Consider the following 14,048-nt stretch of genomic DNA (forward strand, 5'->3'; position numbering starts at 1 on the left):
TGGGGCGCGTACGGGAATGGGAACCGTTGTTCCGGCTGCTGTTCCCGCACCCTAGACCGGAGGTCACCAAGCGGCTTGATGGGAGCCTGGCCTTGTTGCAGCGCTGGCTTGTACGCCACCGGGGGTTCGCCCAAATGCTCCATCCGTGCAGCGCCTCGGCTGCGAGGTCCAGCCCTTTCTGTTCCATCGGCTTGGTATCGACCGGGCCCGGCCCGGCTCTTACATGCGGGGGTCCAGGAGCTTTTCCGGTGTGATCGGCAGGTCCCGCACGCGCCGATTCGTTGCGTCGAACACCGCGTTGGCCACGGCCGCCGCGATGCCGGTGGCGGACAGCTCGCCGATTCCCTTGGCGCCGAGCGGCCCGGCGTGCAGGTCGAACTCGTCGACGAAGGACATGTCGATGTGTGGCGGGATGTCGGCGTTCACCGGCAGTGTCACCCCGGCGAGGTCCTGGGACAGCCAGCGGCCGAGATTCGGCTCGAAGCGGCTGGCCTCCATGGCGGCCATGCCCCAGCCCCACACGAGTCCGCCGATCATCTGGGAGCGGGCGGTGCGCTCGTTGACGACCGCGCCCACGCTGTAGACGCCGGTCGCGCGGCGCAGCCGCAGCAGCCCGAGGTCCGGGTCGACGCCGACTTCGATGAACATGGCGCCGAAGGTGCGGGAGACGACACCGGGCGCTCCCGCGTCGGCGGACGCGCCGCCGGGCAGCACCATCTCGCCGTTGCCGACCACCTCGTCGGTTTGCGCCGCATGCAGGATGTCGGCGTACGACCGGCGCTGCTCGCGCCAGATGAGGGCGCCGGAGTCGGCGCGCACCTCCTCGGCCGGCCAGGACATCAGGTCGGCGAGCCGGCGCAGCACGTCGTTCGCGGCCAGGTGGACGGCGGTGCCCATGGCGAACGTGGTGCCCGAACCGTAAGTGGGACCGGCGTACGGCAGCTCCGTGTCGCCGGAGATCCCCTGGACGGAGCGGATGTCGATGCCGAGGGTCTCCGCGGCGATCTGCGGGAAGATCGTGGTGGAACCTGCGCCGATGTCGGTGTAGCCGGCTTCGACCTTCGCGGTGCCATCGGCTCGCAGCCGCACCCGAGCCTGCGAGGTGAACCGGAACTGGCCCTGTGTGCAGTCGGCCATGCCGCAGCCGATGAGCCAGTGCCCGTCCCGGGTGCCGCCCTTGGGCCGGTCCCACCAGCCAAAGCGCCGGGCACCCTCCTTGTACGCCTCCCTGAGCTTCTTCGAGGACCAGGGCGTGCCGTCGGCGGGGTAGCTCTCCGCGTAGTTGGTTAGGCGCAGGGTGAGCGGGTCCATGGATAGGGTGTGCGCCAGCTCGTCCATCGCGGAGCCGAGCGCCCAGGTGCCAGGGCCGTCGATGGGCGAGCGCATGAACGACGACAGGTTGACGTGGCCGCGCCGCACCCGCTGGCTGGTGGAGATGTTCGGGGAGGCGTAGAGCGCCTTGGCGGGCACGGAGCCGAACTCGACGTAGTCGTCAGTGATGGCGGTGATGTTGTCGACCTCGTGGACGACCGCTTGGAGTTCGCCGCTGTCGTTGGCACCCAGGAAGACGCGGTGCTCCATCAGCGGCTGGTAGCCGACGATGCTGTACATGTCCTGGCGGGTAAGCACCAGCTTCACCGGCCGGCCGGCCGCCTTGGCGGCCTGGGCGGCGAGGATCTCGTGCGGCCAGATGAACGCCTTGGTGCCGAAGCCGCCGCCGGTGTGCGGATTGATCACGCGCACCTTGTCGGAGGCGATGCCGAAGACCGCGGCCAGGGCGTCCCGCACCGCGTACACGTGCTGGACGGAGTCGTGGACGGTCAGCCGGCCGTTGTGCCACTCGGCGAGGATCGCGCTCGGCTCCATTGGGTTGCCGTGCCGGGACGGCTGCGTGTAGGTGCCGGCCGTGCGCACGGGCGCCTCGGCGAGTACGCCGGCCGCGTTGCCCTTGCGGAACTCCTGCGTGTCGAGCATGCCGTAGCCGCTGTCCGGCGACGGTGGCACGGACACCGCCGTGTCCGGGTTGATGAACGGCTCCCGCTCGTACGACACCTGCACGCGCGGCACAGCGCCCTCGGCCGCCTCCAGGGACTCGGCCAGGACCATCGCCACGGGCTGCCCCCAGTAATTGACAACGTCTCCCTGCATGGGAAGGAAGCGGGTGGCCAGCGGAGGGCTGGGCACCGCGGCGAATGCCTCGTCGACGGCCGGCAGTCCGGTCAGCACATGGACGACGTCCGGCTCCCGCCGTGCCTCCTCGACGTCGAATCCCGTGACTCGGCCAGCAGTGATCGTCGCGCCGACCAGGACCGCGTACAGCTGGCCTTCCGCGTTGTAGTCGGCCGCGTACGTCGCCGCTCCAGTCACCTTGGCGGGGCCGTCCTGCCTGGTCACTCCACGAATGCCGGTCATCATGCCTCCAGGGCCAGGGCCAGGTCGAGGGCACGCAGCGCGGTGTTGCGAGCGAGGGGGATCTTGTACGCGTTCGAGGACAGCGGACGGCTCGCGGAGAAGCCGGAGGTAACCGCCTCCCTCACCGCAGGGCTGCCCGGGCGCAGGCCGACCAGCGCCTGTTCCGCGTCGTACAGCCGCCAAGGACGCATCGCCACCGAGCCGAGGGCCAGGCGGGCTCGGGAGATCAGGCCGTCTCGGATCTCGACGGCGGCGGCCGCCGAGACGAGCGCGAACTCATAGCTCTGGCGCTCACGCACCTTCACGTACGCGGACTTGGGCACGGGCGCGCCGATCTCGATGCCGGTGATCAGCTCGCCGGGGCGCAGCACATTGTGCGCCGATGGGTCCTCACCCGGCAGGGTGTGGAACTCCGGCGCCGGAATCCGGCGTCCGCCGTCCACGTGCTCGGTGGTGATCTCCGCGTCCAGACAAGCGAGGGCAACAGCGGGGTCCGAGGGCTGTACGGCCACGCAGTCCTCGGTCCAGCCGAAGATGGCCAGGCGCTCGTTGGCGCCGTGCAGGGCCGCGCAACCGGATTTAGGGACACGCTTGTTGCAGGCGACCGGTCCGGGAGAGCGGAAGTAGGGGCACCGGGTGCGCTGCACAGGGTTGCCGCCGATGGTGGCCAGGTTGCGCAACTGAGCAGAGGCTGACTTGAGGATGGCCTGGGAGAGCACCGGGTACGACGCCTCGACACGCGGGTCCTGGGCCACGTCGTTGAGCAGGGCGAGCGCGCCGATGCGCAGGCCATCGCTGTAGGACGTGATCTCGTGCAGATCGGGCAACCGCCCGATGTCGACCAGTCGGCGGGGTGATTCGATGCCGATCCGCGCCCAGTTGAGCAGTTCCGTGCCGCCGGCGAGGAACCTGGTGTCCGCCGTGCGCGCGTTGTCCAGGGCGTCGCGCAGGGATTCGGCGCGTACGTAGGTGAACGGCCGCATGTCACAGCTCCTTTCCGGCCGCCGCCTCGACGGCCGCGGCGATCTGGGGGTATGCGGAGCAGCGGCAAATGTTGCCGCTCATCCATTCGCGGATCTCGTTGTTCGAGCCGGTGTGACCCTCCTGGATGCAGCAGACGGCCGACATAATCTGGCCAGGCGTGCAGAATCCGCACTGGAAGGCGTCCGCCTCAATAAAGGCTTGCTGGACGGGGTGGAGTTCGCCGTCCCGGGCGAGTCCTTCGATGGTCGTCACCTCGGAGCCGTCGGCGCTCGCGGCCAGCACCGTGCAGGCGTTGACGCGGCGCCCATCGAGGTGGACCGTGCAAGCACCGCACTCGCCGCGGTCGCATCCCTTTTTCGTTCCGGTCAACCGAAGACGCTCGCGGAGGAGGCCGAGAAGGGTTGTCCGCACGTCACACGGGACTTGTGTGTTTGTCCCGTTTACCCGTAGGGTCACGGTGACTTCGGGGGTGAAGGGCTCGTCGGGCATGCATTGCTCCGGGGGCGGCAGATCTCAGGAAGATGGACATTTTTCGCGAGGATTGAAACATTTCCCATGTGTGACGATACGTAACCTAATTCACTATTGACGGTGTAAAGTACCAATAGTCGTTGCCTGCTGGCGGCCGTCACTCCGTTCTCGGGGCGTCCTCTGCGCCTGGCCGCGTCGCGCAGGCGGCTCGTGCGAGCGCCGGCGCCCCACGAGGAGGGCTGAACACTTCAAGGCCTGCGTGACCCCTGCGACCAGGCATCGGTCACTTGCCTGACAGTGCCGGCTGCGCCCTTGGCCTGCACCGGCCACGCACCCGCCCGGACGTGCACCTCCGCGATCTGAATCGTGCGCCAGGCCGCTCAGCCGGCTCGGCACGTCGATGTGCCGAATGAACTTCCCGGGCCGGTCGCCGTGTCCCCGTCGCGCCGCTGGCGCCTGAGGGCGGGAGCGGAAAATGCGACAAGGCGCCGGGAACCAGCGGATCCACGAAGGTAACGCTGGACTTCGAGAGAAGCCTCGGATCGGGGGGATGCAGGGCTGGCTGCGCCGGGCCGACCTACGGCCCGTCCTCCGCGCCAGATGGTGAACCACATGGTGTGCCCACTTGTGAACTCCCCATCGACAAGTAGGGGTGATCGCCCGCTGACACCAAAGGCCTTAACGAGGCGGCGGCACATCGCAGCGGTAGGTCATCAATGGCATCGTCTACGTGACCCGTACATTGTTCCGGGCGTGAGCAGCCGGAACACTGTGAAAGATGTTGTGCATTTCCGTCGCTACGCAGCGGTCACACTCGCATCCGTCCTGCCCTGGCCCGTCGCTTGAAGACGGTTCCTAGTACGCCGTCGGCCGTTGTCCCTCGGCGTGAAATTCGGCGAGGGACTCTGCTGCCGCCTGGGCGAAGTCGCGGATGAGGGGGGAGTGGCGGGTCGCCGCCCACGCCAGGGCCACCTCGCTGGGGCCGATGTCATCCACGCGCAGAGCAATGACGTCCGGCCGGGTGTAAAAGTTGGCGGTTGACAGCGGGATTACGCAGATGCCGGCTCCGGCGGCCACCAGTTCGAGCTTCTCCTCGACTTGGTGGATCGCCGGAACCTCGGGGCGGTGCTTGTCCCGCAGCTCCAGTGCCACATCACGCCACTCGGGAACGACGTTCGGGTCCTGCAGGAGGTGCTCGGAGGCAAGGTCCGTGATGGCTACCGACTTCCTGTCCGCCAAAGGGTGCCCCACTGGCAGCAAGACGGTCCGTGGTTCCTGGAAGAGCGGCCGCACTTGCAGGCCGTGCTGGTCGATGGGCAGTCGTACGATGCAGACGTCCGCCCGGCTGTCGAGCAGCACCTCCACCTGATCGTCCCAAGTGGTGCGCAGCAGGCGCACATTCACGTTTGGGTGGTGCGCGGTGAAGGCGACCATGGCCGGGGTGACCGTGATGCCGGGCATAAAGCCGATGGTCAGCGTCTGAGTTCCTTGCGCCGCCGATTTCACCCGCCTGATCAGTGCCTGGGCCGAGGCGAGCAGGGGAACGGCGTCCTCCAGCAGCTGCTTGCCGGCTGGAGTGAGCAGAGTGCCCCGACGGTCACGGTTGAACACTTCCGCTCCGAGTTCGTCCTCCAGGCTGCGAATCTGCCGGGAGAGGACGGGCTGGGCGATGTGCAGTCGCTCGGCCGCCCGTCCGAAGTGGAGTTCCTCTGCCACTGCTACGAAGTATCGGAGCTTCCGCAGATCAAGGTCCACCCAGAATCACCGCTCGCTTTCTCACTGAAATGGCCACCTTGTTAATCAGTCGCCATGAAAAGGAATGCCGCGGCCCTCCCGCGGGCACGACCGCGGCAATCGATCACGAATCTACCGCTCGTGCATGGAAAGTCGTCACCGCGCCGCATGCGCAGAGACTGATGAACTCAGCCACCAGCGAGGAGGGTCAGCGGGTCGGTGTGGGCGGGGGTCCAGCCCAGCTCGGCCTCGGCGCGGGCCGGAGTGAACTGCTGGTCCAGGGCGAAGGCGTCCGCGATCGGGCCCATCTGCTTGCGAGCCTGCTCCAGCGTGATCGAGGCGACCTTTCCGTCGAGGCCGACGGAGTGGGCGATGGCCACTGCACAGTCCTTGGCAGTGGGGTTAGCGCCGCCCACGCCGACATACACAGACCCGGGCTTCGCCTTGAGCGCGGCGACGTAGAGCTCCGCGATGTCGTCGATGTGCACCAGCGCCCAGCGGTTCGCACCGTCGCCGATGTAGGGGATGATGCCCGCTTCCTTGCCCGGGGTGGTGTAGAAGATGTTGATCAGGCGGTTCTCGCCGCCGTACAACAAGCCGGGCTGCACTATAACGGGCCGCCCGCCCTGCTGCGCGCGCTCCAGGACGGCGTCCTCCACCGGCTTACGCCAGGCGACCAGGGCTGGCGGGTTCCAGGGGGCGGTCTCGTCGGCGACGCCGTTGGTGTCGCCGTAGACCCAGGAGCCGCCAGTGTGCACGTAAGTGCCAGTGCCGATGCCGTCCTGCATGGCGGTGGCGGCCGCGAGGTCCTCGGCGCCGCTCTCGGCCTGCGCCAGGTGCACGACCGCTTCCGCACGGGCGGTCGAGGCGTTCAGCACACTGAGGTCACCCAGTGCGCCGACCACCGGCGTTGCTCCGAGGGCGCTGACGGTTTGGACCGCACGATCGCTACGGGCCAGCGCTTCTACGGTGTGGCCGTGCCGGACCAGCGCGCTGATCGTTGCCCTGCCGATATATCCGGTTCCACCGGTGAGGAAAACCCTCATGATCTTGGTTCCTATCGCCGTCGGTCGGTAACTTACTCAAAGCCTGCGCTCGAAGACCGGGCTGCGTCCAAGACCTCTTGTGACACCTGTGATACCCGTTGGGCATCAGCGCTTCAGGGCAATTTCCGCACCGGCGACACCTCATATCCATCGGGCATCAGCAGAGTGGAAGGAGGTCCTAGTGTCTCGTGATCCTGTTCATGTCAGTTCGAGTTGTTATTTACGAGTTTCTTCACGTTGGTCGCGACGAGTCGGACCTTCGCGAGGACCTCGCCGGCGGTCGCGGTCCAAGTGAACGGTTTCGCTGTCGTGTTCCAGGAGTTGATGTAGTCGCGGATCTGTTTGATCAGGACGTTGACGCTGGAGAACGTGCCGCGGCGGATGGACTGCCGGGTCAGGATTCCGAACCAGATCTCGATCTGGTTCAGCCACGAGGAGCCGACGGGAGTGAAATGGAAGTGGACGTGCGGGTTCTTGACCAGCCACTCCTTGACCTCCGGGGTGGTGTGCGTCGAGAGGTTGTCCAGGACGACATGGATGTCCTTCCCGGCGTGCGGTTTCACCGCCTTCTTCAAGAAGGCCAGGAAATCCTTGCCGTTCCGGGTCGGCCTGCACTCGCCGAGCACTTCACCAGTAGTGACGTTCAGGGCGGCGAACAGGTTCGTGGTGCCGTGCCGGACGTAGTCGGCGGTGCGCTTCTCGCTCGCCGCGAAGGCGACCGGCAGCACCGGCTGGGTCCGGTCCAGCGCCTGGATCTGCGTCTTCTCGTCGATCGAGAGGACTACCGCGCCGCCCGGCGGGGCCAGATACAGGCCGATCACGTCGGCCACCTTCTCCGCGAACGCGGGATCTTTGGAAATCTTGAAGGTGCCGGACCGGTGCGGCTTCAGGCTTTCCTCGCGCCAGACGCGCGCGATGTAGTGCCAGGACACGGTGATGTTCTCGGTTCGCTCCAGGTACTTCGCCAACTCCCGTGTGGACCAGTGCGAAAGCCCCGTGCCGTCCGGCGGCGTCATGCGCGTCAGCGCGATCACCCGGGACCGCACCCGCGCCGGTACCTGTTCCCGTGCGCCACCGGGACGCTCCCCTTCCAGCCCGGCCAGTCCGTGCTCGGCATAGCGGGTCTTCCAGCGGTCCACGGTCGGCAGTGACACCCCGAGCAGCTCGGCAATGTCCTTGCGCCGACGCCCCTCGCTCGACCACAGCACGATCCGGCCCCGCGTAGCGATGTCCGCAGGAACGTCCCGGCTGTTCAACAACTCCCGCAATTCGGCGGCCTGTTCCAGGGAGATCTCCACACCAAGAGACCCTGCCACACAAGATCAAGTAACGCTGACGGAATCACGAAACACTAGGACCTGGGAATCAGGTCCAAAGACCGATCGCGGACATGATCATTGGCGGACACCTGGCGGCGGATACTCCAGCCGATGGCGATCGCCGCAACGGAGAAGTCGCGAAAAGCGGCAGACGTGGGCCCTCAACACCACTTGAATGGTCCCGCTCTGATCGGTGGGTGGTCCTGCGACCCAGGCCCTATGCGGTTGACTCCCACACGCTCGGCGCGAAAGACGTCGGCAATGGCTCTGCACGCCCCACGGGCCAGGGTTGCCGCTCGTCGCGGACGGGATCGAACACACCGAACATCGCGCCGCAGGGCGGCCTCACGCGCGTCGGGTCAGGGGCGAGGGAGGCTCAACAACGCGGTGCGGCCGATCTGCATGAGGGCCGAGGCGTCCATGTCGGTCTTGGCGAGGAACTCGATTCCCTGTAGGACCGCGAGCAGCAGGTTGCCCATTTCCTGCGGATCGGCACCTTTGGCCAGGTCGCCTTCCCGTTGTGCATCCTTCACACAGGCGGCCAAAAGGTCTTGTACCTCCTGATAGGTCGCCCGGGCGCGAGAGACCACTTCGGACTCCTGGCCGTGCAGTTCGGAGGTGCTGTTGGCCAAGAAGCACCCGCGGCGGCAGGCATCATTCGCGTAACCGCCAGCGGCGCCGTCGAGGAGGCTCCCTAGGCGCTCCAGCCCCGAACCAGGTCCGGTGAGTATCTGCCGGACGCTGTCGAGCTGCTCCCTGCGATAGTCGTCCAGTGTGCGCAGGAAGAGCTGGCGTTTGTCGCCGAACGCCCCGTACAGGCTTCCTTTGCCCAGTCCGGTGGCTGACATGAGGTCTTCCAGCGATGTAGCCGTATAGCCCCGGTTCCAGAACTGCTCGCGCGCGGACTGTAGAACCTGGTTCTCGTCAAAGCTTCGGGGGCGCGCCATGCGCCGACCGTAACAGTTCTTGACTTTTCAGTCCATTTGCATGAGGGGTCGATACCGAGGGTTCCGGTCGGGTGCCCGGCACGAGTTTCCACGGTGGTTCGCCGGCGGCAAGGGTTGGTGCTGGCCAGTGGGACGTTTCCGAGTGCGGCGGGCCCGGGGTGTGCCATGGGTACGGTGCTCGGTGCTTCGTGATTTTGGGCGGGCTACTTGTCTGTCATGCACGCGGCTGTCACACGCCCTGCTTCCACAACGCGGATGACTGTCTGACCGGGTCGCGACGGGAGGCGCTTCGTGCGTCGCGGGTCACCCCTGACTGAGTGTCCCGCTCGACCGGCTGCGGGCTCCCACAGCAGCAGGCGTGTCGGGATCGGTGGGTAACGGGTGCTTTAGATCCTGATCAACAGGGAGAGGAGTCATGCCGGGCACATGGCCGGAAGCTCCGTCGCCGCCCAGGGTTGCCGACCGGATGCGGTCCGTAGCCGTGCGTGGCCGATCGCCATCTCGGAGGTCTGGTGCCGCCAGAGACTCAGCGATCCTGGTGTCGCGGGTGGCCTGTAGCAGCCGTTCTCAGGCGTCCGGTTGGCGCCCAAGGCCGGGTATCGGGCGGCGCCACACTGCTGCCCCGCCTCAGCCTGCGGTCGCGGCCCGCTCTTGCTCACCGGCCGCCGCGCGCCCGCAGGGACGCACACCCTGGACGTGTGCACAGAAACGGGCTCGCCCGCCTGTCCTGCAGCCGCGCGACAGAGGTCTTCGTCCACCCGACTGCTGGCCAACCCGCTCGCCCGGCCGAAGGATGTCGTCGATCTGGAGGGTTCACGCTCCACCGGCTCCGCCACAGTCCGCTCACATGACGCTGAGCGCGGCCGTCGCCCCAATACTGCTGGCCCGCTCCCGCCACTCCTCTGTCCGCGCCCTGGGGCTGTACACGGGGCCCGGTTTGACGCGGTCGCGGCCCACATCGCAGGAGGCGGCCCGGCGGGCGCCTCTCGCTGACCCTCGCGGCGGCCCGCTTCCGTGTGCCACGGCCCTCAGCATTGCCCGGCTGTGGCGGAGCCATCAGCGCGCGGAGGACCGCGGCTGGGCGAGAGGTTCGGTGTTCTCCGGGATCGCCAGCTGGTGACCACAGGAGAAGCGCACGGTCCGGTCCAGCGGCTTGAGCACGGCCTGCTGGGCTGTACCGCAGGACGGGCATAGGGCTGTGTTCCCTTGAAGGTAGGCCGCATGGAAGGCGGTCCACTCAATATGGGTCAGTTCTCGCGGCATCGTCATCCCCTGTCGCTTTCCGGCGTCGATGTCGTACCAGTCCTAGGCGACCAGTCCGGCGTGCGAGGGCTGTATCCCTACCTGGGCGGTGCCTCAGCGGCCATGAACCGCAGGCGGGCGGCGAGAGCCGGTTCGAGGATGTCTGGTGTGATGCAGACCGATTCGGCCTCCAGGTATACGTACTTGCCGGGCTGGACCCAGCTGCGGCGGGCCATGCGCCGACTGTCCTTCAGCGGCTCCATTGCCGCGGAGAAGTCCATGTCCGTGATCGTAGCCTCCCGGTCACCCCGTGTAGCCGTTTCGCGGAGATGCGACCACTTCCCGCACACGACCTCCACCGCAGCATTGCCGCACCTCGTCGACGACGAGCGCGCACATCTCGTCCAGTAGCACTTCGAAGCTCGCCAGTTGCTCCTCCGCACTGTCCGAGAGCTCCAGTGTGGTCCTTACCCGGGGCCCGGTTGGCCTGCCAGTCCAGCGCGCGAGCCCAGGGGTCCGCCCCGTGGCGAACGCATCCCGGCCCTTGAGCACGGTGTGCAACGACTCCAGCACACAGAACGTCCACGCGTGCTTCTCGACGTACCAGGTTCACCACCAGCTGCGGATCGCCCAGCACCAGTCGCAGTCACAGGCAGCGACTTTGTCGCGCTTGGTGCACCCTCCTGAATAGGTCGTGCCCCCACGGCGCTGATTGCCGGCGATCCACGTGATGAAGGATCTGCCTACGACTCGGCGGTTCTGCCCTTATCAGCGGTCTACCGGTGCCTTCGGCGCGCGGTCACCTCCCAGATCGTGATCAAGAGGAGGAAGAGAAGTCATGTAGGGCCCGGCTGCTGGGAGCCCGCTGTGGAGAGGTGGAAAAGATGCCGGGGGGACAACTTGGCGATCAGTGGTTGGCCTGGGCGTTTCCGAGTGCGATGAGTACCTCTCGCGCATGGGCCGTCTCAGCAATGTCGCTTAGCGAGAGAAGTCCCACGAGATGGCCGTCGTCCACGACAGGTAGACGGTGCAGTGCATGGTCGCACATCAATGCGGCGGCCTCGCAGAGAGTGGTATCGGAGGTGACGGTTACCAGGGCTCCGGACGCGGCTTGGTGGGCCGTTGCGCTTCCCGCGATCACACCTTCGGCAGTGACGCGGACCGTGATGTCGCGGTCCGCGATCAAGCCGTGAAGGGTGTCGTCAGTGACGACGAGGACGCAGCCGACGTTGGCGTCACGCATACAGGCGGCAACCGAAGTCAGAGCGGTGTAGGGCGGTACGGTAACGACGTCGCTGGTCATCGCGTCTCGAACCAGGTTCACAGGCTCCTCCGGTCGTAAGCGGTTTCAACCACGATGTGGCACACAGGGATGTCGTGAAGTGTGCGGGTATCCGGCGGCCTTCGACGGAACTTTCCGGCGATGATCCACAGGGGGGCACCGAAGTCTCGGTTATCTGGGCGAGAGAATTCCGAGGCAGAGTTTGCGATGCGACGGTCCGGCCATGGTCGGTGGCTTCGCGATCTGCACGACGTGTAAACCGCGAACATGATCCCCGGATCGCTGTGCAGGGCCGGTCATACTTGCCCCTTTGCGTCGGCTGCACCGACATAAGCATTCTTGAGCGGGCAGGAAGCCCATGACTCTTGCGGTCAACCGAACTTCCCCTGATGTTTGCCATGTTGGCCGAACAATGTACTTGTATTCCGAAGGAAAGCTTTCCCAATTTTCCCACTGTTGCTGAGGTCTCGCCATGTGTGCCCCACTTGGCATCAATAGCGCTGCGTCCACGATCAACAGTCTTTGGAGTTGTTCGGTGGCGGATGCCTGCAGGTCGGAGCGGAGTCGCTGGGGAGTAGATGCTGCAGTCCGTGCGGGGCGGCGCACTTGGCGAGCCACTACCGTTCTTGCTCCCCGCTGGGCGGAGTAGGACGCCCAAACCACCGACCACACACCGGAATCGGCGGTCAGACCCCAGTCAGCGCATCGTCAACCTGCCCGGACAACACACCTAGACGGCCTTAGCTCGGCAGGTGAGCCTCACCGAGGTGACAACCGCTTCAGGTCTTCGTATTGGGCACAAGTGGTCTTGGATGGTGCCCGTGAAGCTTGCGGCGCCCTGATCTCTGCACGGAGCCGCCATCGCCATGGTGCTGTACGTCATGACATCTCAGGTGTGACGGTCAGGGCGGCAGAGGCGCTGTCGGAGGGTGTGCTGCGGGGGGTCATACGCAAGGCGGTCAGTGCGCCGACGAAAGCCACGGCGGCAATGGTCCACCGCGCGAGCGTGAAGGCCGCGTGTGTGGCGGTATAGGTGTGGGGGACACTGACAAGCGCGATCAAGATGCTTACTCCCAGGACTGCTCCCAGTTGGCGGCTCATGTTGACGATTGCGCTGCCGGTCGCAGCACGGTTGTTGGGGAGGTCGGCCGTGGCCGCGGCCAGGATGGTGGGCAGGGCCAGACCCACGCCCATGCCACTCAGCAGCCAGCCCGGCAGCGCCTGCGTGAGGTAGGCAGGCTGAGCGCCCAGGCTCAGTTGCAGCACGATGATGCCGGTGCCGAATAGGGCCGATCCCACCGCGGTGATCCAGCCGGCTGGCACTTTGTGAGCGACAGCTTGGGCGAGGGAGGCGAACAGCGGCACCATCAGGGGCCCCGGGGTGATCGCCATGCCGGTCCTGAGCGCCGAGTAGCCCCATACCTCTTGCAGCCACATGACGGTGGCGAGCAGGCCGGCGGCGAACGCTGCTGTGAAGGCCAAGGCGGTGGCGTTGGACCAGGCGAATGAGGGCACGCGCAGGAGCGCCGGTTCCACCACGGGGGAGGCATGGCGTAGGGAGCGGCGCCAGAAGACAGCCATGCCCGTGAGAGTCAGTCCCAGACATACAGCGCTCCTGGGGCTGCCCCAGCCCCAGGAAGGAGCTTGGACCAGCCCGAGAGCTAGGACGCTGATGCAGGCCAGAAGAACAGCGGCGCCTGGGAGGTCCGGCAGCCGGGCATCCACGCCGTGTCGGCTGGCGGGCAGCGAAGGAAGCGCCAACAGGAAGGCAGCAGCACCGATCGGCACGTTGACCAGGAAGATCCAGCGCCACGAGGCCTCGGCAAGGAGACCTCCAACGACAGGCCCTGCGGCGGCCGCGAGACCGCCTGTGGCCGCCCAGACGCGCACTGCTCGCTCTTTCCGGTCGGCGGGCGTGGCAGTGAGGAGCAAGCCGAGGCTCGTGGGAGTGAGCAGTGCGGCGCCCATTGCCTGTATTCCCCGAAAGGCGACCAGGGGCCACAGGCTGTCACTCAAGGCGCAGGCGGCGCTTGCGGCGGTGAATACAGCCAGGCCACTCAGGAAGCCCGCCTTTTGCCCGAAGCGGTCAGCCAGGCGTCCCAGGGGAACCAGAAGGGCCGCGTACAGGATCGCGTAGGCGTTGAGGATCCAGCTCAGGTCGGCCAGCGAACTGTCTGGGAACTCTTGCCCGATGTCCGAGAAGGCAACATTGACGATGAACAGGTCCAAGCTGGCCATGAACGCGGCAACGCAAAGCACCGGCAGTACCCAGGTGGTCTTGCCCGTCTGGCTTTGATTTTCCATAGCCAGACGCTACCCATCCGGCTAGGACCGACGCAAGCCAGATGCCTCGCGAACTCGTTGTCGGCTCATAGGTCGACGGCTCAAGGCTCGGCTGTCCAGCCCTGGCCCTCTCCCCGCGCGCTGAGTGCCTCGGCGCGCGGGACGCCGGTGGGTGCTGGCGTTCCCGGCCGGTGTGACGGTGGTGGCGTGGTGTTCGCCCTTGCCGGCGTCCAGGTCGAGGAAGACGCCGATGTCGCCGTGTCGATCACGTGCAGGCCACCTCCACTCACGCTTTCGTCCGGCCTGTCACGGCACCGAGCTGTCACAT

General features: G+C 66.5%; 11 protein-coding genes. All 11 read right to left on the bottom strand.

Going from position 1 to position 14,048, the window contains the following annotated elements; translation table 11 throughout:
• Nucleotides 1-219: 219 nt before the first annotated feature.
• Nucleotides 220-2,394 (bottom strand): xanthine dehydrogenase family protein molybdopterin-binding subunit, encoded by a 2,175-nt coding sequence (locus tag OHA03_RS41760; protein WP_267009160.1) that lies wholly within the window; start codon nucleotides 2,392-2,394, stop codon nucleotides 220-222.
• A gap of 17 nt (nucleotides 2,395-2,411) precedes the next feature.
• Nucleotides 2,412-3,395: a xanthine dehydrogenase family protein subunit M gene (locus tag OHA03_RS41765; RefSeq protein WP_267009161.1), complete on the bottom strand. Its 984-nt coding sequence runs from the start codon at nucleotides 3,393-3,395 to the stop codon at nucleotides 2,412-2,414.
• 1 nt (nucleotide 3,396) lies between these two features.
• The gene (locus tag OHA03_RS41770) at nucleotides 3,397-3,885 is read right to left on the bottom strand and encodes a (2Fe-2S)-binding protein (protein ID WP_267009162.1); all 489 of its coding nucleotides are present in this window, start codon (nucleotides 3,883-3,885) and stop codon (nucleotides 3,397-3,399) included.
• Between the two features lie 837 nt (nucleotides 3,886-4,722).
• Entirely contained in the window at nucleotides 4,723-5,622 is a 900-nt protein-coding gene (locus OHA03_RS41775; RefSeq protein WP_267009163.1) for a LysR family transcriptional regulator, read from the bottom strand.
• Nucleotides 5,623-5,789: 167 nt separating this feature from the next.
• Nucleotides 5,790-6,647 carry an NAD-dependent epimerase/dehydratase family protein gene (locus OHA03_RS41780; protein ID WP_267009164.1) on the bottom strand — a complete coding sequence of 286 codons (858 nt, stop codon included), beginning with the start codon at nucleotides 6,645-6,647 and terminating at the stop codon, nucleotides 5,790-5,792.
• Nucleotides 6,648-6,850: 203 nt separating this feature from the next.
• Complete coding sequence (locus tag OHA03_RS41785) at nucleotides 6,851-7,963, bottom strand: IS630 family transposase (protein ID WP_267009165.1); 1,113 nt, start codon at nucleotides 7,961-7,963, stop codon at nucleotides 6,851-6,853.
• A gap of 362 nt (nucleotides 7,964-8,325) precedes the next feature.
• Nucleotides 8,326-8,913 carry a TetR/AcrR family transcriptional regulator gene (locus tag OHA03_RS41790; RefSeq protein ID WP_267009166.1) on the bottom strand — a complete coding sequence of 196 codons (588 nt, stop codon included), beginning with the start codon at nucleotides 8,911-8,913 and terminating at the stop codon, nucleotides 8,326-8,328.
• A gap of 1,056 nt (nucleotides 8,914-9,969) precedes the next feature.
• A complete protein-coding gene (locus tag OHA03_RS41795; RefSeq protein ID WP_267009167.1) occupies nucleotides 9,970-10,176 on the bottom strand; it encodes a hypothetical protein in 207 nt (68 codons plus the stop codon).
• Nucleotides 10,177-10,253: 77 nt separating this feature from the next.
• Nucleotides 10,254-10,436 carry a hypothetical protein gene (locus OHA03_RS41800; protein ID WP_267009168.1) on the bottom strand — a complete coding sequence of 61 codons (183 nt, stop codon included), beginning with the start codon at nucleotides 10,434-10,436 and terminating at the stop codon, nucleotides 10,254-10,256.
• A gap of 626 nt (nucleotides 10,437-11,062) precedes the next feature.
• Entirely contained in the window at nucleotides 11,063-11,479 is a 417-nt protein-coding gene (locus tag OHA03_RS41805) for a CBS domain-containing protein (protein WP_267009169.1), read from the bottom strand.
• An 837-nt stretch (nucleotides 11,480-12,316) separates the two neighbouring features.
• Nucleotides 12,317-13,741, bottom strand: a complete 1,425-nt coding sequence (locus OHA03_RS41810) for an MFS transporter (RefSeq protein WP_267009170.1) — start codon at nucleotides 13,739-13,741, stop codon at nucleotides 12,317-12,319.
• Nucleotides 13,742-14,048: the final 307 nt, after the last annotated feature.

It is taken from the genome of Streptomyces sp. NBC_00154, from assembly GCF_026342835.1.
GTDB lineage: Bacteria > Actinomycetota > Actinomycetes > Streptomycetales > Streptomycetaceae > Streptomyces.

Excerpts from the sequence above, each read along its gene's own strand:
- OHA03_RS41770 (WP_267009162.1), bottom strand. The coding sequence starts at position 3,885 with ATGCCCGACGAGCCCTTCACCCCCGAAGTCACCGTGACCCTACGGGTA.
- OHA03_RS41800 (WP_267009168.1), bottom strand. The coding sequence starts at position 10,436 with ATGGACTTCTCCGCGGCAATGGAGCCGCTGAAGGACAGTCGGCGCATG.
- OHA03_RS41780 (WP_267009164.1), bottom strand. The coding sequence starts at position 6,647 with ATGAGGGTTTTCCTCACCGGTGGAACCGGATATATCGGCAGGGCAACG.
- OHA03_RS41795 (WP_267009167.1), bottom strand. The coding sequence starts at position 10,176 with ATGCCGCGAGAACTGACCCATATTGAGTGGACCGCCTTCCATGCGGCC.
- OHA03_RS41765 (WP_267009161.1), bottom strand. The coding sequence starts at position 3,395 with ATGCGGCCGTTCACCTACGTACGCGCCGAATCCCTGCGCGACGCCCTG.
- OHA03_RS41810 (WP_267009170.1), bottom strand. The coding sequence starts at position 13,741 with ATGGAAAATCAAAGCCAGACGGGCAAGACCACCTGGGTACTGCCGGTG.
- OHA03_RS41790 (WP_267009166.1), bottom strand. The coding sequence starts at position 8,913 with ATGGCGCGCCCCCGAAGCTTTGACGAGAACCAGGTTCTACAGTCCGCG.